Source organism: Lentzea nigeriaca (genome assembly GCF_016907955.1).
Lineage (GTDB): Bacteria > Actinomycetota > Actinomycetes > Mycobacteriales > Pseudonocardiaceae > Lentzea > Lentzea nigeriaca.
This window is the reverse complement of record NZ_JAFBCX010000005.1, coordinates 480,480-500,493: the sequence shown is the minus strand read 5'-3', so window position 1 is coordinate 500,493 and position 20,014 is coordinate 480,480. Positions and strand designations below refer to the sequence as shown.

The window sequence follows — 20,014 nt, the reverse complement described above, 5'->3', positions numbered from 1 at the left end:
GCGCATTGAGGAAGAAGGTAGCCGTGAAGAAAACGATTACCGCACTCTCGCTCGTCGCGGCTCTGTTCACCGCATCCTCCGTACCGGCCGCCAGCGCGACGCCTGCCGCGCCGGAACTCCCAGCCGCCTGCGCCGGTCTCGTGACGGACCTCGCCGGGAAGCTCGCGAAAGTCGTCGGAAGTCTGTTGCCCATTCCGAACGTGGGTGCGGCGACACCGTTGATCGGCGACTTGCTGAACCTGGTCACGGCACTGCAGAGTTCTGGTTGTCTGCCGACACCACCTGTGAGCGTGCCGGGCGTACCGCTGCCCGCGAAGGCCGTCGCGTACAACGGTCCGGTCGACCAGTGTCTGCCGGTCGTGCTGAACCTGATCTCGTCCATCGCCGGCCTCGGCGGCACGATCCTCGGCGCTGCCAGTGGCGGCACGCCTGACGTCGGCAAACTCACCGGGATCCTGACGACGTTGCTCAAGACCGTGACCGACCTGCTGCAGAAGTGCGGCCTGCCGGCACCGCCTGGCGGTCTGCCGACGCTGCCAGGTCCGCCGCTTCCGGTCGAGAACAGCTGATCTCCCGCGGGGTGGGAAAGGGCCCGTCACCGATCTCGGTGACGGGCCCCTTCCCGTGTGCATTCCGTAGTATTCCGTGCAGTTCGGAATAGTTGTCGTCACCTGCGCGATCACCCGGTCGTTGCAGCTCAAGCGCTTTTCTGCATTGCACACAATGGTGCGACTTATTCGTTTTTGTTCGGATCGTGTGGCTAACCTGTGATTGCTCGATCCCGGCATGGCCCTGTTGGTGCCGGCCGCACATGCCGCTCCCACCAGGAGCCGGGATGTGCTGGACACGCAGCTGGTTGGCCCCACCACGGTCACGCCGGGCAACGCGAACGTCACCGGATCGGGCGACATCGGAGGCAATGGCAACAACGTCGGAAACGACAACAACGGAGGTAACGGCAACAGCAACGGTGGCGGCGGCAACAACGTCGGCGTGGGCAACTCGGGCGGGAACGGGAACAATTCCGCCGGTTTCGCCGGCTGATCCTCTCCGGCCAGCCGATCTTCCGGCTAGCTGATCGCGAGACGGGCGCGGGTCGCCGCCACCCGCGGACTCCAGCCCGCGAGCTCGTGCGCTTCGGTCGCGAGCTCGCGGGCCTTCGCGTTGTTGCCGTCCGCCATCCACGCCCGCGCGATGGTGATCAGGTCGTCGGCACGTCCCAGCGCGTTCTCGCTGCTCTCGGCGGCCCACCCGGCCAGCTGCCTGGCCTTCGCGTAGTCACCCTCGAGCAACGCCATGATCGCGAGCGTCCCGTGTGCCCGGTGCTTCGGATAGCCGGCCTCGTAGGCGCTGTCCAGCATGCTGCGGGCCGTCGCCAGCCCGACCTCGGCCGGGAACTGCCCGGACTCCACCGCCAGCACCGCGACACCGGCGACGGTGGCCATGATGAACGCCAGGTCGCGCGAGCTGACGTCGTCGCGCCCGTTCAGCCCGATCACCGTCTGGAGCGCGTCGAGGTACTGCTCGCGGGCGCACCTGGTCACGACCTTCAGCCCGACGACGGTGATCAGGTCCGGGTGGTCCTTCGCCAGCTCCTCGTAGATCCGCTCGGCCTCGTCGAGGTCGCCGCGGTGGTAGGCGTCCATGCCCGCCAGCACTCGCGGCCGCGCCTCCAGCTCGCCGAGCGGCCTGCCGGAGAGCCTCGGCAGGCTGAAGAGGAACCAGCCCAGGCTGGTGTGCCCCGGCTTCTCGATGGGCACGAGCTGCAGGAAGAAGCACGCCGTCGCGGCCAGTGCCAGGCCCTTGCCGAACGCCGACCCGATCGCGAGCCAGGTGGCAGCCGCGATCGCCGCGCAGAAGACGGCGGAGAACGCTCCGGTGAGGACGGTCCGCCTGCGCACACCCGGCTTCAGCCCGGTGATGCCGACCGTGGCGAGCACGGGGAAGTTGCGCAGCACGATCCGCCGGTGCGTCCTGGTCCACGACTTGAGCTCGCCGCCGACGCCGATGATCACGTGCGTGATCCGCAGTCCGAAGAGGACGGCGCCGAGCGCCAGACCCGCCTGCACCGCCGTGAGTTCCAGCAGCAGGCCGACCAACGCACCGGCGAGACCGGCGGGGAAGTCCGAGAGGGTCCAGGCGATCGTGCCGGCCACCACCAGTGCCGTCACGACCCAGCGCACAACTGTCACGATCACCAGACGCTACCGGCGCGGCAGCGGTTCCACCGGCGATTCAGACGACGGCCTGGGAGCCGCCCTGGCGGATCGGCAGGCCTGCCGCGCGCCAGCCGCGGTACCCGCCGACGAGGTCGGTGGCGTTGGGAAGCCCGATCCGTTGCAGATCCCGCGCGGCGAGCGACGAGGCCCATCCCTCGTTGCACACCACGACCACCGTCGTGTTCGCGTCGAATCCGGGCAGCCGCCAGTCGCCTGACGGGTCGAGCCGCCACTCCAGCACGATCCGCTCGACCACGACCGAGTTCTCGATCTCGCCCTCGGCCAGCCGGTTGTGGATCGGCCGGATGTCGACGATCAACGCGTCTTCGAGCTGGTGCAGCTCGTGCGGTTCCAGGCGCTTCAGGTGGGATCGAGCCTCTTCGAGGATGGTGTCGACGGTGCTCACGGACCCTCCTGGTCGGCCAGCTGACGCAGTTCGGACAGGGGAAGGCGCTGGGCGGGCAGCGGCGGGATCTCCTCGGGGATGTCGAGCAGCGACGCGTACTCGCGCGTCGGCACGAGCGGCGGCGAGTAGGCGTGCACGGTCGCGGCGGGCGCGGCGAACGGGTTCGTCACCTGGTGTGCGCGCCCGGAGCCGAAGCCCAGCGCGTCGCCGGTGTTGCGGACCGCGGTGCGGATCGGCCCGGCCGGGTAGCGGTAGTCCTCCTGCAACGCGCCGGTCAGCACGGTGAACGACCCGGCGGAGCCGCCGTGGTCGTGGGGTTCCGTGCCCTGGCCCGGCAGCCACGACAGCAGCCACAGCTCCACACCCTCGGTCAGGCCGAGACGTGCCCACCAGCGGCGTTCGGCCGAGTACTCGAGGATCTCCAGCAGGCCCGTGGTCAGCTCGCTCGCCACGAACGAGGTCAGGTCGCGCAGCTCGCGCGGCGTCCACAGAGATCGGGACGGGTGGATCACGTCACGCAGCAGCTGAGTGTCCAGCCGCGGGTGCAGGTCGAATTCTGCGATGGTCGAAGTCACCGGCTCGCTCCTGAAGGCAACCGTCGGTACGGGTGGCGATCAAGACGCGACGCGGAAGGCGCGGCCCAGCGGCTCAGCGCGCGCGTCGCGTCGAGCTACACCCGCACGACGCCACGAGCACGAGGTCGATCGTGCGGTCAGTCCAGCAATAGACCAGCACGTCGGTGATCGTGCCAGACGCTCTTGGAAGCTGGCTAGAGCGTCCACCACGTGGTCTGTGGTCTTCACCAGACCTTGCAACCGGCCGACTCCGCACCGTAGTCACATGGTCATGGAGCTCAGTCGCCGAAAGGCGCTCGCACTCGGTGCCGCCGCAGCCCTGCTGCCCACGGGCACCGCACACGCGGCCGCGGCACCCGCGATCTTCTACTCACCGCACCAGGACGACGAGTCGCTGGCGATGGCCGGGTCTATCCGGGAGCACAAGGAGGCCGGCCGCCAGGTGATCCTCGTGTTGCTCACCAGGGGGGAGAACGGCGGGTTGCTGGACATCATGAACGGCGCCGCCGACTGTCCGTTGGGGACGGATTGCCCCGGCGGTGGTACGCACAGCTTCGGCCTGGTGCAGGACGACATCGTCCGCGGACGCACCGCGGAGTTCGAGGCCGCGGCGAGGCGCCTCGGCGTGGACCGGGTCGTCGTGCGGGACCGGCCGGACTCCGCGTGGACGGACTACGCCGGGTTCGTGCGGGAGGTCCGCGACACGATCCTGGAGTTCGAGGCGCGGTATCCCGGCGCGTCCCACAAGCTGGTCAACGGCTACCGCGACGTGATCTACGGCTGGAATCCCGACGAGCCGAACCTCACGCACAAGGCGTGCCGTGAGGCGGCGGCAAGCCTCGAAAGCCAGATCGCGAACTTCCGGTACTACTGGGTCTACGGCTACACGTACCCGCTGGAGCAGCGGACGGCCGACTACGTGCTCGCGTTGTCCGACCGGCAGTTCGCGCGCAAGAGGCAGGCGCTGGCCGAGTACGGCCGCTGGGACCCGAAGCGCGGCAGGTACGCGCTCGGGTACCACAGCGTCGGCAAACTCATGATCGACCCGGCGGCGGCGGACCCGCACGAGTACATCGATCTGCCCCGCTGATCAGCGTGGCACGCGGAGCAGCAGCAGCGAGCGCGGTTCCATCGTGATCTTCGACTTGGGCAGCACGCCGGCGGGATCGGCGGGGGAGCCGTCCGGCGTCGTGGTGTCCAGGAACGGCTCGTACGACGGCCCGTAGCGCTCGTGCGGCAACGTCACGGTGATGGGGTCCGCCCCGGCGTGCATCAGCAACAGCCACGAGTCGTCCGACACCAGCTCGCCGTCCCGCGTGCGCGAGAGGCAGTTCGAGCCGTCGATGAACATGCCGAGCGTGCGGCGGCCCTCGTCGAACCAGTCGGTCTCGGCCATCTCCTGCCCGTCCGGCCGGAACCACACCAGGTCGGGGTTGCCGCTGGGCGTGGTGCGCCCCTCGAAGAACTCGGGCTGCCGCAGCGCGGGTGAGCTCGCGCGCAGATCGATGAGCCGCTGCGTGAACCCGAGCAGCGCCTCCCCGGCCTCGGTCCGCTCCCAGTCCACCCACGACACCGCGTTGTCGAGGCAGTAGGCGTTGTTGTTGCCGCGCTGGGTCCGCCACATCTCGTCGCCCGCCACGATCATCGGCGTGCCGGTGGACAGCAGCAGCGTCGCGAGCAGGTTCCGCGCCTGCTTGGCCCGCAACGTGAGCACCTCGGGATCCGTCGTCGGCCCCTCGGCCCCGCAGTTCCACGAGCGGTTGTCGTTGGTGCCGTCGCGGTTGTCCTCGCCGTTCTCCTCGTTGTGCTTGTCGTTGTAGGACACCAGATCCCGCAACGTGAACCCGTCGTGCGCCGTGACGAAGTTGATCGACTGCCAGGGCCTGCGCAGGTCGTCCGCGTACAGGTCGCTGGACCCGGACAACCGGTACGCCAGGTCCCGCACCGACGTGTGCCCGCGCCAGAAGTCCCGGACCGTGTCCCGATACCGCCCGTTCCACTCGGCCCACTGCATCCCGAAGTCGCCGACGCGGTAGCCGTCTCCGGTCGCGTCCCACGGCTCGGCGATCAGCTTCGCCCGGCACAGCACGGGATCCGTGGTGATGGCCGTCAGCAGAGCGCTGTCGCGGTCGAAGAACCCGCCGCGGGGCCGCCCCATCGTCGACGCCAGGTCGAACCGGAACCCGTCGACACCCATCTCGCCGGCCCAGTACCGCAGCGAGTCCGTGACGAGCCGCACGACCTGCGGCGATCCGGCGTCCAGCGTGTTGCCGCACCCGGTGATGTCGACCGTGCTGCCCCCGCCCGCGTGCAGGTAGTAGCCGGGCGCGTCGAACCCCCGGTAGCAGATGGTCGGGCCGTCTGGCCCGCCCTCGCACGTGTGGTTGTAGACGACGTCGATCAACACCTCGATGTTCGCGGCGTGCAGTGCCGCCACCATCGTCCGGAACTCCTGGATCTCCCCGCCGGGCTCACTCGCGTACGCCGCGTGCGGCGCGAAGTACGCGAGCGGTGAATAGCCCCAGTAGTTGTGAGAGTTCCGCTGGATCAGCGAGGGCTCGTCCTGGAACGCCTGCACCGGCAACAGCTCGACCGTCGTGACCCCGAGCCTCGCCAGGTGCTCGACCGCCGCCGGGTGCGCCAGCCCGAGATACGTGCCGCGCAGCTTCTCCGGGATGTCCGGGTGGTTCTTGGTGAACCCCCTGACGTGCAGCTCGTAGATGACCGTCTCCTCGAACGGCACCTCGGGCTTCACCCCGGTGTCCGCCCCGCCCGGCGAGCTCACGACGCCGAGCGGCACGCTGCCGAGCGAGTCGACCCCCGACGGCGGCCCGTGCATCGGGTCCCCGACGTACCCCAGCGCTGCCTTGAGGTCCGTGATCTTCCCGCTGATCTGTCGCGCGTACGGGTCGACCAGGATCTTGGCCGGGTTGCACCGCAACCCGCGCCCCGCGTCGTACGGCCCGTGCACCCGGAACCCGTACCGCTGCCCCGGTGTGACCCCCGGCACCAGACCGTGCCACACGCCGAACGTCCGCTCGGTCAGCTCGACCCGCTTCTCGGCCCCGTCGTCGTCGATCAGGCAGACCTCGACGGCATCGGCCACGTGCGAGGCGACCGCGAACCGCACACCGCCCGCCTCCGCATGAGCCCCCAGCGGGAACGGACGGCCTGCCAGCACCTCGGACTCGGGTCGCGTAGCCATACCTCCGATCTTGGCATCCATCACCGACAAAAAACCTGCGAGTTCAGCCAGGCGGCGCAGCGCCTCGGCCTATCGTGTGCATCTCACACCGCCAGCACTTTTCCGCTTGCCGGAAGTTACGCGGGGAGCTTTCGTACTCTCCTGGGTTACGCAGGGTCCCCGCGTGCCGTCGGAGATACCCCGATGGGAGGGCGGGGGAGGGCCGTCCGAAACAATGGGGCCGTGGCGGACGTCGACGTGACAGATCTGGTCGTGCACATGGCGGGCGTATCGGTCCGCCGAGGGAAGAACACGCTGGTCGGCAACATCGACTGGAGCGTGGAACTGGACGAGCGCTGGGTCGTGCTGGGCCCGAACGGAGCAGGCAAGACCACCCTGCTGCGCCTGGCCAGCGCCGAGCTGCACCCCACCAGGGGCAAGGTGCACCTCCTGGGCGAACGCCTGGGCAAGACCGACATCCAGGAGCTCAAGCCCCGCATCGGCCTGTGCAGCGCGGCCCTCAACGGCCGCGTCCCCGCCGACGAGACGGTCGTCGACCTCGTCGTGTCCGCCGGCTACGCGGTCCTCGGCAGGTGGCGCGAGGAGTACGGCAAGCTCGACACCGACCGGGCGAAGGAACTGCTGGGCACCCTCGGCATCGAACACCTCGCCGACCGCCTCTACGGCACCCTGAGCGAGGGCGAGCGCAAGCGCACGCTGATCGCCCGCGCGCTCATGACCGACCCTGAGATGCTCCTGCTCGACGAGCCCGCCGCGGGCCTCGACCTGGGCGGCCGCGAGGACCTCGTGGCGAAGCTCTCGGAGCTCGCCATGGACCCGGACGCGCCCGCGACGATCCTGGTCACGCACCACGTCGAGGAGATCCCCCCCGGCTTCACGCACGCGTTGCTGCTCCGCGAGGGCTCGATCGTCGCGCAGGGCCTGCTCGACGACGTCCTCACCGAGGAAAACCTCTCGAAGACGTTCGGCCAGGACCTCGAACTGCAAAAGTCGGGGGAGCGGTTCTTCGCCCGCCGAAAGGTCTGAGAAGCTACCGCCAAGTAACGTGACACCGCGGTCGCGACAACTAGGAGGGCGCTGCGTGGCTGAGTTCGTGAGGCTGGAAGTCGAGGACGGGATCGGCACGATCCGGCTGGATCGACCGCCGATGAACGCCCTGAACCGGCAGGTGCAGACCGAGCTCCAGGCCGCCGCCAGGGAGGCGAGCGACCGGTCGGACGTGTACGCGGTCATCGTCTACGGCGGCGAGAAGGTCTTCGCGGCCGGCGCCGACGTCAAGGAGTTCGCGCAGATCTCCCACGCCGAGATGACGCTGCGGGCCAAGGGCCTGAGCGACGCACTCGGTGCGCTGTCCACGATCCCGAAGCCGACCGTCGCCGCCATCACCGGCTACGCGCTCGGCGGCGGCTTCGAGGTCGCGCTCGGCTGCGACCGCCGCATCGCTGGCGACAACGCGAAGGTCGGCCAGCCCGAGATCCTCCTCGGCCTGATCCCCGGCGGTGGCGGCACGCAGCGCCTCGCCAGGCTGATCGGTCCGTCGAAGACCAAGGACCTGCTCTACACCGGCCGGTTCGTCGGCGCCCAGGAGGCGCTCGAGATCGGCATGGTCGACGAGGTCGTCGCACCGGACGACGTGTACGCGGCCGCGGTCAGGTGGGCCAAGCAGTTCGTCAACGGGCCGGTGCTCGCGCTGGCCGCGACCAAGGCCGCCGTCGACGGTGGTCTCGACACCGACCTCGAGTCGGGTCTCAAGCTGGAGAGTCACCTCTTCGCGGCCCTGTTCGCGACGGAGGACAAGAAGGCGGGCGTGGAGTCGTTCATCGAGAACGGGCCCGGAAAGGCGAAGTTCAGTGGCAACTGACCCTGCACCCAACCCGCACGCGACCGCGGAAGAGGTCGAGGCGGCGTACAAGGACACCAAGCTCGCGCAGGTCCTCTACCACGACTGGGAAGCGGGCACGTACGACGAGAAGTGGTCGATCTCCTACGACGACCGCTGCATCACCTACGCGACGGATCGCTTCCGTGCTGCCGCCGGTGACGTCGGCCCGTACGAGCACGCCCTGGAACTGGGCTGCGGCACGGGTTTCTTCCTGCTGAACCTCATGCAGGGCGACGTGATCAAGAAGGGTTCGGTCACCGACCTGTCCCCCGGCATGGTCGAGGTGGCGCTGCGCAACGCCGAGCACCTCGGTCTGGATGTCGACGGCCGGGTGGCCGACGCCGAGCGGATCCCGTACGACGACAACACGTTCGACCTCGTCGTGGGGCACGCGGTGCTGCACCACATCCCGGATGTGGAGCAGGCGATGCGCGAGGTGCTGCGCGTGCTGAAGCCCGGTGGCAAGTTCGTGTTCGCGGGCGACCCGACGAACATCGGCAACTTCTACGCCCGCAAGCTCGGCCAGGCGACGTGGTGGCTGACCACCAACATCACCAAGGCCGTGCCGGCGCTCGGCGGGTGGCGTCGTCCGCAGGAGGAGCTCGACGAGTCTTCTCGTGCCGCGGCGCTGGAAGCCGTCGTCGACCTGCACACGTTCGACCCGGATCAGCTCGAGGCCACGGCTCGTCGTGCTGGTGCGGTCGGCGTTCGCGCGGTGACGGACGAGCTGTCGGCTGCCCTGTTCGGCTGGCCGGTGCGCACGTTCGAGGCCGCCGTGCCGCGCGAGAAGCTGGGCTTCGGCTGGGCGATGTTCGCCTACCGCACCTGGCAGAACCTCTCGTGGGTCGACCAGAACGTCTTCGCGAAGGTCCTGCCGCGCGAGGTGTTCTACAACGTGTCGGTCACCGGCAAGAAGTCCTCCTGAGTTGGGGTACGCGTTCACCTCGGACGACGTGGCGTTCCTGCGCTCTGCCGCAGGAATCGCCGCTCTCGCCGAGGTGAACGCGTTGCCCTTCACGGACTCCTCCCGCCTGCACGACGTCGGCGTCGCCCGCAAACTCCTCGGCTCCCAGTTCGCGCCGGTCGTGGAAACCGTGCTGCTGCGCCGTCGTGCAGCGTCCAAACTGGACTCGCCGCAGAGCTGGCTCTTCACCGACGACGCGCTGCAGCAGGCCACCGCGTCACCCGTCGCCCGCCATCGGGCGGTGCGCTTCGCCGGTCGCGACGTCCACGACGTCACGTGCTCGATCGGCGCGGATCTCTTCGCTCTCAACGCCGTCGCTTCCCGGTGCATCGGCTCGGACCTCGACCCGGTCCGCCTTGCCATGGCGCGCAACAACGTTCCGGGTCAGCTGGTCGTCCAGGCGGACGCGTTGAAGCCGGTTTCCAGGGCCACCGCCGTCACCGCGGACCCGGCCCGCCGTGACTCGTCCGGCCGCCGCAAGTGGCACCCGCAGGACTTCGTGCCGCCGCTGGACGAGCTGTCCGAGGTGTACGCGGGCGTCGACCTCGCGGTGAAGTGCGCGCCCGGCATCGACTTCGCGGTCGCGCCGTGGGCGGACGAGATCGAGCTGGTGTCGCTCGACGGCGCCGTCCGGGAAGCCTGCCTGTGGACCAGAGGCCTTGCCACAGAAGGGGTTTCGCGCCGCGCGACGGTCATTCGCGGCGACGGTTCGTGGACGATCACCGACGCCGAACCCGACGACTGCCCGGTCGCACCGCCAGGTCAGTGGATCATCGACCCGGACGGCGCCGTCGTGCGCGCGGGCCTGGTGCGGCACTACGCGGCCAGGCATGGCCTGTGGCAGCTCGACGAGCGCATCGCGTACCTGAGCGGAGACACACCTCCCGCGGGCATTCGTGCGTTCCGCGTGCTCGAACACGGCCACTACACCGAGAAGTCGCTCAAGTCGCTGCTGAAGACGCGCGGGATCGGCCGGCTGGAGATCCTGGTGCGGGGCCTGGACGTCGACCCGAACACGTTGCGGAAACGGCTGAAACCGGCCGGTTCCGGTGAGGCGACGGTGGTCCTGACTCGGATCGGCTCAAGGCCGGTCTTCGCCCTGTGTGAGGCTCAGCGCACCTAGCAGCAGGTCGAGGCGGGCTTCGTCGTGCACCGGCCGCAGCCTGCCGCCCTGCATGAGCGTCGCGATGCCGTGCAGCGAACTCCAGAAGAGCTCCGTCAACGCCTCCAGGTCCCGCTCACCCCGCACGGGCTCGACCGCGGCGACGAGCTCCCCGAACGCGTCGAGCAGCTCCTGCGGCACCTCCTCCGTGCCCCACGGGATGTCGGACTGCTGCACGAACATCGCGTCGTAGAGCGCGGGTCGCTCCCTCGCGAACTCCAGGTACGCCTCCGCCGCGGCCCGCAGCCGTGACTCGCCTCGCGAGGGACGGGCTTTGTGCAAGATCCGGGCGAGCTCACCGCACCCCTGGATCGCGACCGCGCGCACGATCGCGTCCTTGCCCTTGAAGTGGCTGTACAGCACCGGCTGGCTGTACTCGACCTTCTCGGCGAGCCTGCGCGTGGTGACCGCGTCCCAGCCCTCCGCCTCCGCCAGGTCGCGGGCCGCGTCGATGATCAGCTGATGTCGCTCCGCGCGTTCGCGTTCGCGCCGGTTCTGAATGGTCACGACAAAAAATCTAGCACCGCTAGACATCCGAGCGCGACGACTGCTAGCGTCGCTCCTGTCGCTAGCAACGCTAGAAAGTCACGGAGGACATCATGCGGTTCACCACGATCATGGCCTGGCTCGTCGTGGCGGCGGGCTTCACCTTCGGCCTGACGTTCCTGCTCAACGGGCACGGCGCGGCAGCCGGCTTCGGCGTCGTCGACCCGAGCGGCTACTACGTCGTGAAGGGCGTGCGCGACCTCGCGTACGCGCTGACAGCGCTGATCCTGCTGCTCAGGGGGCAGCGGCGAGCGCTGGCTGGGTCGTCCTGGCCGACTCGATCATCCCGATCGGCGACTGCCTGGCGGTGATCACGAGCGGCGGCTCGGTGTTCACCGCTCTCACGGTGCACGCCTCCGCGGCCGTGCTGGTGCTGATCACCGCTGCCCTGCTGCTCCGGGAGAAAGCGCCCGCACAGCCTGAGCCAGCGCCGAGTCGTTGATCTCGGTCAGCAGCAATCCCGTCAGCACGTGGAACGCCCGGCGCAGCTCGTCGGGATGGGTGGAGAGCACGAGCGTCCCGGCGAACTCGCCGGGATCGCGCAAGTCGTCGAGGCCGCGCCCTTGCACCGCGTTGACGCCCTCGTTGAGGCACCGCAACGACATCACGTGGTCGCGCATGTGGTTGATCAGGTAGAGCGCCTGCCAGCCGCGCCCGCGCTCGATGGACGACCGCACGTGCAGCCCGTAGAGCCAGGCGAGCCCGACGAGCTCGGCGCGGTCCGGCTGCCTCGCCCGCGGAAGTTCGTTGGCCTCACCGAAGAGCAGCCGGAACGTGGGCCCCGTCGCCCCGAACTCGGCCGAGGGCCAGAACGCGAGGTCGACCTGCAACGTCGACCGCATCAGGAAAACCCGGAAGAGCGCCGATCCGTGCCGCACGTCGAGGTGGCTGACCGCGCCGCGCTCGTACATCAGCGCGGTCCAGTCGGCCACCACCGCGTCGACCTCGGTCTCGACCGACAGCGCGAGGTCGATGTCGGACCACCGGTCTTCCTTGCCGACGGCCGCCGACCCCGTCAACGCCGCCCCGACCACACGGGGGTCGGTGTCGGCGGCGTTGATCAGGTCGCGACGCAGCTGGTCGCGTTCCGCAACGGTGAACACAGCTCCACACTATTGGCTCCGGCCGCCTTCATCCACGGATCCGGGAATACCGCGTGGGAGTGAGTAATGCTTGACATTAATCGGCGTGCGCGCCAGGCTGTGCGCGATCCCACAATGGCAACAGTGAAGAGGGTTTCATGCGATATGGATTCAGTTCCTCGTGGCGGTGGATCCTGGGCTCGTTCGTCACGCTGACGCTGGCGGCGTCGGGCATGTCCGCGGCCCACGGCGCCACGCCTGCTCGTCCGCTGCTGCTGGTGGGCGGGACGTTCGGGCCGGCCGGCTACATGGACGACGCCCTGGCGTACTTCCGCTCCCAGGGCTTCACCGCGTACTCCATGCCGTTGTCCGGCAGACCGCCCGGCTCGGTGGACATCAAGGTCTCGGCACGTGCGGTCTGCGACCGGATCGACGAGATCCGCCGGGAGACCGGCGCGGCGAAGGTCGACGTGGTCGGTCACTCGCAGGGTGCGCTGGCGGTCCGCTACTGCGTCAAGTTCGACGGCGGACTCGGCACGGTGGGCACGATGATCTCGCTGGGCGGCGTGAACTACGGCACGAACAAGGCCAACATCTGCGCATCCGCCTCGTGCGTGCAGATGCGGCCGGGGTCGGCGTTCCTCGACGAGCTGAACAGCGGCGACGACACTCCGGGTAGCGTCGACTACGCGCACCTGTACAGCTACGAGGTCAACGGCGGCATCAATGGCGAGGACATCCCGCTGGCCGACGGCGCGACCAACGTCGCCGCGCAGGATCTGTGCCCAGGTCTGGAGCTCGAACATCGCGTCGAGTACGACAGTCCCGCCATGCGCGATCTGATCGTCGACGCCGCACTCCACCGGCAGTTCACCGCGACGTGCCCGTAGGTACGGTTTGCCGGTGGCCAGTCCATCGACCCGTGATGCCCTGCTCGAGCAGGGTGCGCTGCTGTTCGCCAGGGAGGGCGTCGACCGCGTCACCGCGCGTCAGTTGCACGACGCGATCGGTGCCCGCAACGAGTCCGCGCTGCACTACCACTTCGGTGGCAAGGCGGAGTTGGTGCAGGAGATCCTCCGCATCCACTTCGCCGCCGTCGAGGCCAGACGGGCGCAGCTCGTCGCCGCGATCGTCGCGGGCGATCGCACGGCGGACCTGAGAACCCTGGTGCACGCGCTCGCCGTCCCCATGGCCGACGACCTGGAAAGCCCGCTCGGCAGAGCACATCTGCGCATCGTCGCGCAGCACAGCCATCCGGCACTGGCCTATCAGATCTCGTTCCGCGGTGAGGCACCGGCGGGACAGGCGGTCGCACGGTGGCTTCGCGAGGCGCTGGCCGGGCTACCGGACACCGTCCGGGCGGAACGTTTCGCCGCACTGCGTGTGCAGCTCGTCAGTTTGTTCGCCGCGCGCGCACGGCTGCTCGACGACGAGCCGGCCGGGCACACGACGAACGAGCTGTTCGTGAACAACCTCATCGACATGCTGGTCGCCGGACTGAGCATGAGCCCGTCGGCGGAGACCCTGGCCTCCCAGACGGTTAATGAATAGCATTAATACGCCACGTCGTGAGTGGCTGTGGTCGACCAGGCGACCGCAACCACTCACGACACGTAGCTCTGACTTGCGTCGCTAACCCACTGCGACGGCGAAGATGTGCAGGTCGGCATCCTCCGGCAGCACGATGCTCGCCAGCGTCTTGCCCTCCGGTGCCGTGTACGTCTTCGTGGCGAAGATGTGCGTGGCCACCTTCTCGCTGCCGCCACCGAGCTCGTTGCGGTACGGCGTGTTCGCGATGATCACGTTGCCGTAGCTCGGCGCCTGGCCTCCGCCGCCCAGCGTCCAGTCGCTGAAGCCGATGTCGACGCTTGCCGTGGTGCCGTCGGTGAACGTGACCACCGCGGCACGGGTGCGGGCCCCGTTGGCGGCCGCACCCAGGAAGGCGAGCCGCGTACCGGACAGGGCAAGCGTTTGTTTCGCCGCGGTCGCGTTGTCCGGACGGCCGGGAGGCGACGACGGCCAGGTGAACGTCAGGCCGTCGACCGTGCCGGTGCCGCCGGGTGACAGGCCCGCGGTCGCCAGCGCCTGGCGTGAGTAGCTGTAGCCGCCGCCGTCGAAGTCGCCGTCGCCGTCCGCGTCGTCGGACGCGCCGACGTTGTTCACGGCCGCGAGCATGCTGCCCGCCGGCGCGACCTTCACGATCTGCGGCAGCACGACCGGTTTCGCGGCGCCCTCGACGGTCACCGTGACGGTGATGTCGTAGAAGCCCTGTGCGATTCCGGGCGCGGCCGTCACCGTGAACTCGGACGGCACCGCACCGGTCGTCGGCGTGAAGGTGAGTCCCGCCGGGCCGGTGACCGTGTAGGTCGCCTTCGGGTCGCCGTCGTACAGCTTTACCGCGTTGACCTTCGCCGTGACCGACCTGCCCGGCTCGACGACCAGCTGACGCGGTTCGACGGTCAGGTGGTACGGCTGGTCGTGCCTGATCGGCTGCTCGCCCTCACGGAACGACGGCGGCGCGTCGCCGGCACCGCTGCCCCACGTGGAAGCCGTCTTGCCCAGCACGAAGTCGAGCTTGCCGCCGTGCTCCACGAACGACTCCGGCAGCCAGGTCTTCGTGGTGGCGCGACCGTTGACCTTCAACGACTGCACGTACTTCGTGGCGGTGCTGGCTTGAGGTGCGTTGATCGTGATGTCCCTGCCGCCGCCGCGGTTGATCTTCACCGACGTGAACACCGGGCTGCTCAGCACGAGTTCGGCGCGCGACGGCACCTGCGGGTAGATGCCCATGGAGGTGAACACGAACCACGACGACATCGCGCCGAGGTCGTCGTTGCCGGGAATGCCGCCGGGGGCGTTCTTCCACAAGGTGGTGATGGTCTCCCGCAGCGTTTCCTGGGTCTTGGCGGGCTGGCCCGTGTAGTTGTAGAGCCACGGGACGTTCACCGACGGCTCGTTGTCCAGTTCGGACTTCGCGCCGCCCTTGCCCGTCAGAGCCCAGGTGCCGTCGGCGTTGTGGAAGAAGTCGTCGAGCCGCTTGTTCGCGCGGTCCTTACCGCCCAACGACTCCACGAGCCCGGCGACGTTGTGCGTGACCATCCACGTGTACTGGGCGCTGCTGCCCTCGACGAAACCGTTGCCGGTGTCGGGCGTGAAGTCCTTGACCCACGTGCCGTCGGCGTTGCGGTTGCGGATGTAGCCGCCGGTGCTGTGCGCGACCGGGTCGAAGTTGTTCTGCCACCACTGCGCGCGCTCGGCGAACGTGCGCTGGACGGACCGGTCGCCGACGCGTCCGGCGAGCTGGCTGATCGCGAAGTCCGCCGCGGAGATCTCCAGGGTCTCCGCCGCGCCGCCCCACGCGTTCGACACGGACGGCATGTACTTGTGCTGCAGGTACTTGTCGAGCGACGGCCGTTGCCCGACCGACATGACGGCCCAGCCGTCCTTGCTCAGGTCGAGCGCGGTCGGCGTGGTCGCGGCCTTCACCAGTGACTTCAACGAAGCCCTGATGTCGTACCGGTCGCCGCCGAACGCCGAGATCGCGGCCAGTGCGATGGGTGCCGGGTCGCCGTTCATCACGTGCGTTCCGCCGCCGGTGTGCGTCCAGCGGTCCCAGACTCCGTTGTTCTGCTCGGACTGGTTGAGCAGCGACTGCGCGATGTCCGACCCGATCTGCGGTTCCAGCAGCGTCACGAGCTGCAGCTGCGAGCGGTAGACGTCCCACCCGGAGAACGTGCCGTACTGGGCTCTCTGCCGGGCCTTGTCGATCTTGTGCACCTTGCCGTCGAACCCGGCGTACTCGCCGTTGACGTCGCTGAACAGGTTGGGGTGCAACAAGGAGTGGTACAACGCCGTGTAGAACTTGGTCCGCTCGTCATCGGAGCCGCCGCCGACCTCGATGCGCCTGAGCTGCTTCTGCCACGCGATGTACGCGTTGTCCCTCATGTCCTCAATGGACTGACCCTTGTTCTCCGCCGCGAGGTTCGCCCGCGCGTTGCCGAAGCTGACGTAGGAGATGCCGACCTTGACGTTGACCTGCGAGCCGGGCGCGAACCCGAGATAGGCGCCGGAGCCCTTGCCGAGCACCGGCCAGCCGTTCGTCCCGTACGTCGTGCCGCCCTGCGAAGAGGTGCTTCCCGGGATGACAACGTTGTCTTGGTACGTGCCGACCTCGGTGAAGTCCTGGTCGAACTCCGCCACGAAGTGCAGCGTGTAGTAGCTGCGGCGGCCGACCTGGTTGATGTAGCCGCAGAAGTTGCCCGCGGTGACGCTGCCGGTGATCGTCCGCTTGGCCTTGTCGATCACGGTCTGCGCGTCGGACGACCCGACCTGCGACTTGGACGTGTTGATCAGCACCGTCGCCGGCTTGCCCGCGGGGAAGCTGAAGCGGGCGGCACCGGTGCGTTCGGTGGCGCTGAGCTCCGCCTTGGCACCGGACTTGAGCGTCACGTCGTACCGGCCGGGCTTGGCGACCTCGTCCGCGTGCGCGAACTCGCTCGCGTAGACCTCGTCCTTCGCGTCGGTGGTCGGTGACGTGGTGACCGTGCCGACGTGCGGGAAGATCGGGATGTCACCGCTGCCGCCCGCGCACCCCGTGCCGGACATGTGCGTGAGGCTGAAGCCGCGGATCTTCGTCGCGTCGTAGCGGTAACCACCGGGTGCCGCGGCGCGCAGGGTGTTGCCGCGACTGGCCTCGGGGCTGAACGAGAACATGCCGAACGGCACGACCGCGCCGGGAAACGTGTTCCCGAGGTTGGTCGTGCCGATGAACGGGTTCACGTGTGCCGCGGGATCCGGCACCACCTGAATCTGGGGTTGAGCGGAGGCAGGGACCACTCCGAACGTCATGGCCACCGCCACCGCAGCCGTCGTGAGGACTCTTCGCTGCATGGTCGCGGACCCTACTTACCGTGCCCGCGCAACCCCAGAGAGCGACACGAAGTTGTCGTCAAACGGACAAACGCTGCTCCATGAAGGCCCGCAACGCGGGCCAATCGGTGTCCTCCGCGACCTCCACCTGGTGATTCCCGTCGACGAGTGCGCCTTCGTCGTCGATGTCGAGGAGGTGCGTCGTGGTCTTGAGCGTCCCGGGAACGATCGCCTCGGCCACCGCGACGGCGTCGTGGACGTAGATCCCCTGGTTCTCCGACCGGTTCTCCATGTACGCCCGATAGGTGCCGGTAAGATTGCTCAGCACCGGGTCGACCTCGCCGAGGAACTCGGCGTCGGCGATGCACCGGTGCGTGAGGTTGAGCGGCACGACGAGCGGGTTGCCCCGGCGGATCACCGTCCGCGCCGCCTCGGGGTCGGCCCAGAAGTTGAACTCCGCCCGCTCGGTCGTGTTGCCGAGCCCGAGCCCGCCACCCATGACGATCAGCCGCGGGAACTCGACCCCTGCCTCGAGCGCCCTGGCGATGTTGGTCTGCGGCCCGATGGCCACCACCACGGTCTCCGGCGTGAGGCGCTCGCGGAAGAACCCGACGACGTCGTCACCGAAGATCCCCCGGTCGTTGTCGGGCAACGTGAGCGCCTGCCCGCCAAGCCCGTCCTCGCCGTGCACTTCCGGCGCCCCGCTCGGCCCTTCCGCACCCCTGACCACCGGCACGTCCGTCCGCCCGAGGTGGGCGAGCAGCCGCAGGGCGTTGCGGGTGGTGAGGTCGAGCGCGACGTTGCCGAACACCGTCGTGAGGCCGACGAGCTCGACCTCGGGGCTGCGGGCGGCGAGCGCGATCGCGAACGCGTCGTCCACGCCTGGGTCGGTGTCGATGATCAGAGGGATCGCCATGCGTCCAGCTTGCAGGACAGCACTTCCGTCCCGCATACAGATCATCGTGAAGGTGCTCTCTCCGGCGAACCGGAGAGAGCCTCGTGCTCAGTCAGCGCATCACGCGGAAACCAGCGTCCACCTCTGGTTGCCCTGACGGTGCGTGTCCTGGATGGCGACCCACGCGCCGTTCTGCACGGCGTTCCCCCACACGTCCGCAGCCTTGCCGGTCAGCGCGCTCTCAAGCACGAAGCTGCCGTCGGGCTCGGCGCTGAACACGAACTGCTCCGAGTCGCCGTAGTGGCACTCGTACTGGATGAGCTGCGTGCCGTTGGCCCAGCCGCCGTACTTGACGTCGAGGCACTTGCCGGACATGACGTTCTTGAGCGCGTACCTCTTGCCTCCGAGGTCGACGAGATCCCACGCCATCTTGTCACCGCCGACGCAGTCCCAGATCTCCTGGTTCGCCAGGTTGGCGAGCGCACCCTGGTTCGGCGTATCCCACAGGCCCGCCGTCTGCAGGCAGCGGCCCGACTGGACGCCCTTGAGCTGGTAGCGGCGGACAGCGATCTGGGTGGCGTCGGAACGGTGCGCCAGGTCGATGACGCGCCAGCGCTGGTGGCCGTCGTTCGTGTTGCTGTAGCTGATGACGTTGGTGGCGTTCGGCGTGCCGCCGTCCTTTGCCGTGACGAACTTGCCGGTGCCGACGTTCTTGATCTGGAACGAACCGTCGGTGTTCTCGACGAAGGTCCACTTGTGGTAGTTGTTGTTGGTGTCACACGGGTTCTGGCGCAGGAATTCGCTGTAGCCATCCAGGCACTGCAACGAGTTCAGGTTGCGCAGCATGTACTCGTTGGTGCCGACCTGCTTCATCGTCCACACCTGCTTGGGGCCGCGCACGCAGTCCCACAGTTCGTTGTACTGGCCGTTCTCGATGGCTTGCTCGTACATACCCGCGATCTGGACGCAACGCCCGGACGCCTTGCCCTGCAGCTCGATCACGAGCTCGTTCTTGGGCTTGGCCAGGTCCCTCTTGACGGCCTCCGAGAAGCCGAGGTTGATGAACGAGTGCCGCGCTGTCAGGTCGCCTGCCAGCGCGGTGGTGGCGGCGGCGACGATCTCCGGCAGGTAGCCGTCCCGGCGGCCGTCGTCGAGGATCTCCTTGATCCTCTTCTCTGTCTCGGCCGCGTCCCTCGCGTTCTCCTCGGCGACGTCCGCTTGGTGAGCGGTGTGGATACCGGTGAAGATGAACGCCTTGATCTTCGCCGCATCACGGCTGTCCAGTGCCACCTGGGCGGCGTTGATGACGTGCTTGCCGAGTGCTTTGCGGGAGATCTCGTGGGTGAACTCGAAGTCGGTGATGTTCTTGAGCTCGTCCGGGATCGCAGGCCTGGCAACGACCTGCCATGCCAGGATGCGGGCGTTGTCGTTCGCCTGCTTCTCATCCCGTGCGCGCTGCGCCTGCTCCTCCGCTTCGCGCCTGCGCTGGTTGTCGAGGTTGAACGCTGCGATGATGCCCTGGGTGATGTACTTCTGGCGGTCGGCGTCAGTCGACGTGGCGGTCAGCACCTCAGCTGCCTTCGCTTTGATCTCGCTGCCTGCCGGGGCGAGGGTGTACAGCCGGATGACGAAGCTCTCGAGAGAGTTGGTCTTGTACTGCTCCTCCAGCGGCATCCAGCCGATGAGCTCCGCCGCCGCGATCCGCTCCCGGACGCGGTCGGACTGGTTGGCGAGGTTCCGGACATCCTCGCGGTAGGCGGGGAAGATGCCCTCGGTGATGAACCTGTAGCTGGCGTTGACTTCCACCTCGTTCACCTCGTCGAGGAACGCCTTCTGTGCTTCGCGCTTGATGGCGGTGAAGTTCTTCTTCCCCGCAGCTTCCCAGATCCAGATGGTGAAGTTCAGGTCGGTCATGCGCACCTGAGTGGGTGTGACCTGCTCATTGAGCGTGCTGGCCGCGGCCAGCCGCTGCTGGAGCTCTGACACCTGCGTCGCCCTCGCCTCTGCGGCGGCCATCGCCTGCGGATCGACGCCGAACGGTGCGGCGGCGTGCGCAGGAGTGACCAGCAGACTGCCGGCGAATGTGATGGCGCCCGCGAGCGCGCTGATTCCGCGCATGCTGCGGCCAGCCAGACTGCGTCTGGACAAGACGAATCCCCCAAGACTCATATCGGCACCGCCCCCCAAGGCGCGGTGTGGCTCCCCAGCC

At 68.4% G+C, this 20,014-nt stretch carries 19 protein-coding genes; 10 read left to right on the top strand and 9 right to left on the bottom strand.

What is annotated here, in order from left to right; translation table 11 throughout:
- Positions 1-23 precede the first annotated feature (23 nt).
- Positions 24-569, top strand: a complete 546-nt coding sequence (locus tag JOD27_RS20500) for a hypothetical protein (protein WP_204763822.1) — start codon at positions 24-26, stop codon at positions 567-569.
- A gap of 202 nt (positions 570-771) precedes the next feature.
- Positions 772-1,044, top strand: a complete 273-nt coding sequence (locus tag JOD27_RS20495) for a hypothetical protein (protein ID WP_204763821.1) — start codon at positions 772-774, stop codon at positions 1,042-1,044.
- A gap of 26 nt (positions 1,045-1,070) precedes the next feature.
- Here the strand turns inward: JOD27_RS20495 and JOD27_RS20490 are convergent, their stop codons facing one another.
- Genes JOD27_RS20490 through JOD27_RS20480 form a run of 3 tightly spaced genes read right to left on the bottom strand, consistent with a single transcriptional unit; the run spans position 1,071 to position 3,200 of the window.
- Positions 1,071-2,192, bottom strand: a complete 1,122-nt coding sequence (locus JOD27_RS20490; protein ID WP_204763820.1) for a tetratricopeptide repeat protein — start codon at positions 2,190-2,192, stop codon at positions 1,071-1,073.
- A gap of 43 nt (positions 2,193-2,235) precedes the next feature.
- Positions 2,236-2,625 (bottom strand): rhodanese-like domain-containing protein, encoded by a 390-nt coding sequence (locus JOD27_RS20485; protein WP_204763819.1) that lies wholly within the window; start codon positions 2,623-2,625, stop codon positions 2,236-2,238.
- Positions 2,622-3,200, bottom strand: coding sequence for a cysteine dioxygenase (locus JOD27_RS20480; protein WP_204763818.1), 579 nt, complete (start codon positions 3,198-3,200; stop codon positions 2,622-2,624). Before JOD27_RS20480 ends, JOD27_RS20485 begins: the two co-directional genes overlap by 4 nt.
- 271 nt (positions 3,201-3,471) lie before the next feature.
- Here JOD27_RS20480 and JOD27_RS20475 point away from each other — a divergent pair, with 271 nt between their 5' ends.
- Positions 3,472-4,290 (top strand): PIG-L deacetylase family protein, encoded by an 819-nt coding sequence (locus tag JOD27_RS20475; protein ID WP_204763817.1) that lies wholly within the window; start codon positions 3,472-3,474, stop codon positions 4,288-4,290.
- On the opposite strand, the gene glgX is transcribed toward JOD27_RS20475, so the two are convergent.
- Entirely contained in the window at positions 4,291-6,405 is a 2,115-nt protein-coding gene (gene glgX, locus JOD27_RS20470; protein ID WP_204763816.1) for a glycogen debranching protein GlgX, read from the bottom strand.
- Between the two features lie 183 nt (positions 6,406-6,588).
- Between glgX and JOD27_RS20465 the strand changes: the two genes are divergently transcribed.
- From JOD27_RS20465 to JOD27_RS20450, 4 genes are read left to right on the top strand one after another with little or no spacing between them, the layout of a single operon-like run.
- Positions 6,589-7,431 (top strand): ABC transporter ATP-binding protein, encoded by an 843-nt coding sequence (locus tag JOD27_RS20465; RefSeq protein ID WP_204763815.1) that lies wholly within the window; start codon positions 6,589-6,591, stop codon positions 7,429-7,431.
- Positions 7,432-7,486: 55 nt separating this feature from the next.
- Positions 7,487-8,266, top strand: a complete 780-nt coding sequence (locus JOD27_RS20460) for an enoyl-CoA hydratase/isomerase family protein (protein WP_204763814.1) — start codon at positions 7,487-7,489, stop codon at positions 8,264-8,266.
- Positions 8,256-9,212, top strand: a complete 957-nt coding sequence (locus JOD27_RS20455) for a class I SAM-dependent methyltransferase (protein WP_204763813.1) — start codon at positions 8,256-8,258, stop codon at positions 9,210-9,212. The genes JOD27_RS20460 and JOD27_RS20455 overlap by 11 nt, the downstream gene beginning before the upstream one ends.
- A 1-nt stretch (position 9,213) precedes the next feature.
- Entirely contained in the window at positions 9,214-10,374 is a 1,161-nt protein-coding gene (locus JOD27_RS20450) for a THUMP-like domain-containing protein (protein ID WP_204763812.1), read from the top strand.
- Here the strand turns inward: JOD27_RS20450 and JOD27_RS20445 are convergent.
- On the bottom strand, positions 10,333-10,920 hold the full coding sequence (locus JOD27_RS20445) for a TetR/AcrR family transcriptional regulator (protein ID WP_307830229.1): 588 nt from the start codon (positions 10,918-10,920) through the stop codon (positions 10,333-10,335). The two genes, JOD27_RS20450 and JOD27_RS20445, sit on opposite strands and share 42 nt — an antisense overlap.
- Positions 10,921-11,012: 92 nt before the next feature.
- Between JOD27_RS20445 and JOD27_RS20440 the strand changes: the two genes are divergently transcribed.
- A complete protein-coding gene (locus JOD27_RS20440; RefSeq protein ID WP_204763810.1) occupies positions 11,013-11,270 on the top strand; it encodes a DUF4267 domain-containing protein in 258 nt (85 codons plus the stop codon).
- Positions 11,271-11,336: 66 nt separating this feature from the next.
- On the opposite strand, the gene JOD27_RS20435 is transcribed toward JOD27_RS20440, so the two are convergent.
- A complete protein-coding gene (locus JOD27_RS20435; protein ID WP_204763809.1) occupies positions 11,337-12,062 on the bottom strand; it encodes a nucleotidyltransferase domain-containing protein in 726 nt (241 codons plus the stop codon).
- Between the two features lie 137 nt (positions 12,063-12,199).
- On the opposite strand from JOD27_RS20435, the gene JOD27_RS20430 reads away from it, so the two are divergent.
- Together JOD27_RS20430 and JOD27_RS20425 are read left to right on the top strand one after the other, a co-directional pair.
- Positions 12,200-12,931 (top strand): esterase/lipase family protein, encoded by a 732-nt coding sequence (locus JOD27_RS20430; protein ID WP_204763808.1) that lies wholly within the window; start codon positions 12,200-12,202, stop codon positions 12,929-12,931.
- A 13-nt stretch (positions 12,932-12,944) separates the two neighbouring features.
- On the top strand, positions 12,945-13,592 hold the full coding sequence (locus tag JOD27_RS20425; protein ID WP_204763807.1) for a TetR/AcrR family transcriptional regulator: 648 nt from the start codon (positions 12,945-12,947) through the stop codon (positions 13,590-13,592).
- A gap of 81 nt (positions 13,593-13,673) precedes the next feature.
- Here JOD27_RS20425 and JOD27_RS20420 read toward each other — a convergent pair whose 3' ends face one another.
- The 3 genes from JOD27_RS20420 to JOD27_RS20410 form a co-directional block, all read right to left on the bottom strand.
- Positions 13,674-16,931, bottom strand: a complete 3,258-nt coding sequence (locus JOD27_RS20420; protein WP_204763806.1) for a GH92 family glycosyl hydrolase — start codon at positions 16,929-16,931, stop codon at positions 13,674-13,676.
- Positions 16,932-16,989: 58 nt separating this feature from the next.
- The gene (locus JOD27_RS20415; protein WP_204763805.1) at positions 16,990-17,826 is read right to left on the bottom strand and encodes a nucleoside hydrolase; all 837 of its coding nucleotides are present in this window, start codon (positions 17,824-17,826) and stop codon (positions 16,990-16,992) included.
- A gap of 99 nt (positions 17,827-17,925) precedes the next feature.
- Positions 17,926-19,953, bottom strand: coding sequence for an RICIN domain-containing protein (locus tag JOD27_RS20410; protein WP_204763804.1), 2,028 nt, complete (start codon positions 19,951-19,953; stop codon positions 17,926-17,928).
- Positions 19,954-20,014 lie beyond the last annotated feature (61 nt).

What these genes read in the sequence shown, in the direction of transcription:
- JOD27_RS20475 (WP_204763817.1), top strand. Translation starts at nt 3,472, where the DNA reads ATGGAGCTCAGTCGCCGAAAGGCGCTCGCACTCGGTGCCGCCGCAGCC.
- glgX (WP_204763816.1), bottom strand. Translation starts at nt 6,405, where the DNA reads ATGGCTACGCGACCCGAGTCCGAGGTGCTGGCAGGCCGTCCGTTCCCG.
- JOD27_RS20465 (WP_204763815.1), top strand. Translation starts at nt 6,589, where the DNA reads ATGGGAGGGCGGGGGAGGGCCGTCCGAAACAATGGGGCCGTGGCGGAC.
- JOD27_RS20440 (WP_204763810.1), top strand. Translation starts at nt 11,013, where the DNA reads ATGCGGTTCACCACGATCATGGCCTGGCTCGTCGTGGCGGCGGGCTTC.
- JOD27_RS20430 (WP_204763808.1), top strand. Translation starts at nt 12,200, where the DNA reads ATGCGATATGGATTCAGTTCCTCGTGGCGGTGGATCCTGGGCTCGTTC.
- JOD27_RS20420 (WP_204763806.1), bottom strand. Translation starts at nt 16,931, where the DNA reads ATGCAGCGAAGAGTCCTCACGACGGCTGCGGTGGCGGTGGCCATGACG.
- JOD27_RS20415 (WP_204763805.1), bottom strand. Translation starts at nt 17,826, where the DNA reads ATGGCGATCCCTCTGATCATCGACACCGACCCAGGCGTGGACGACGCG.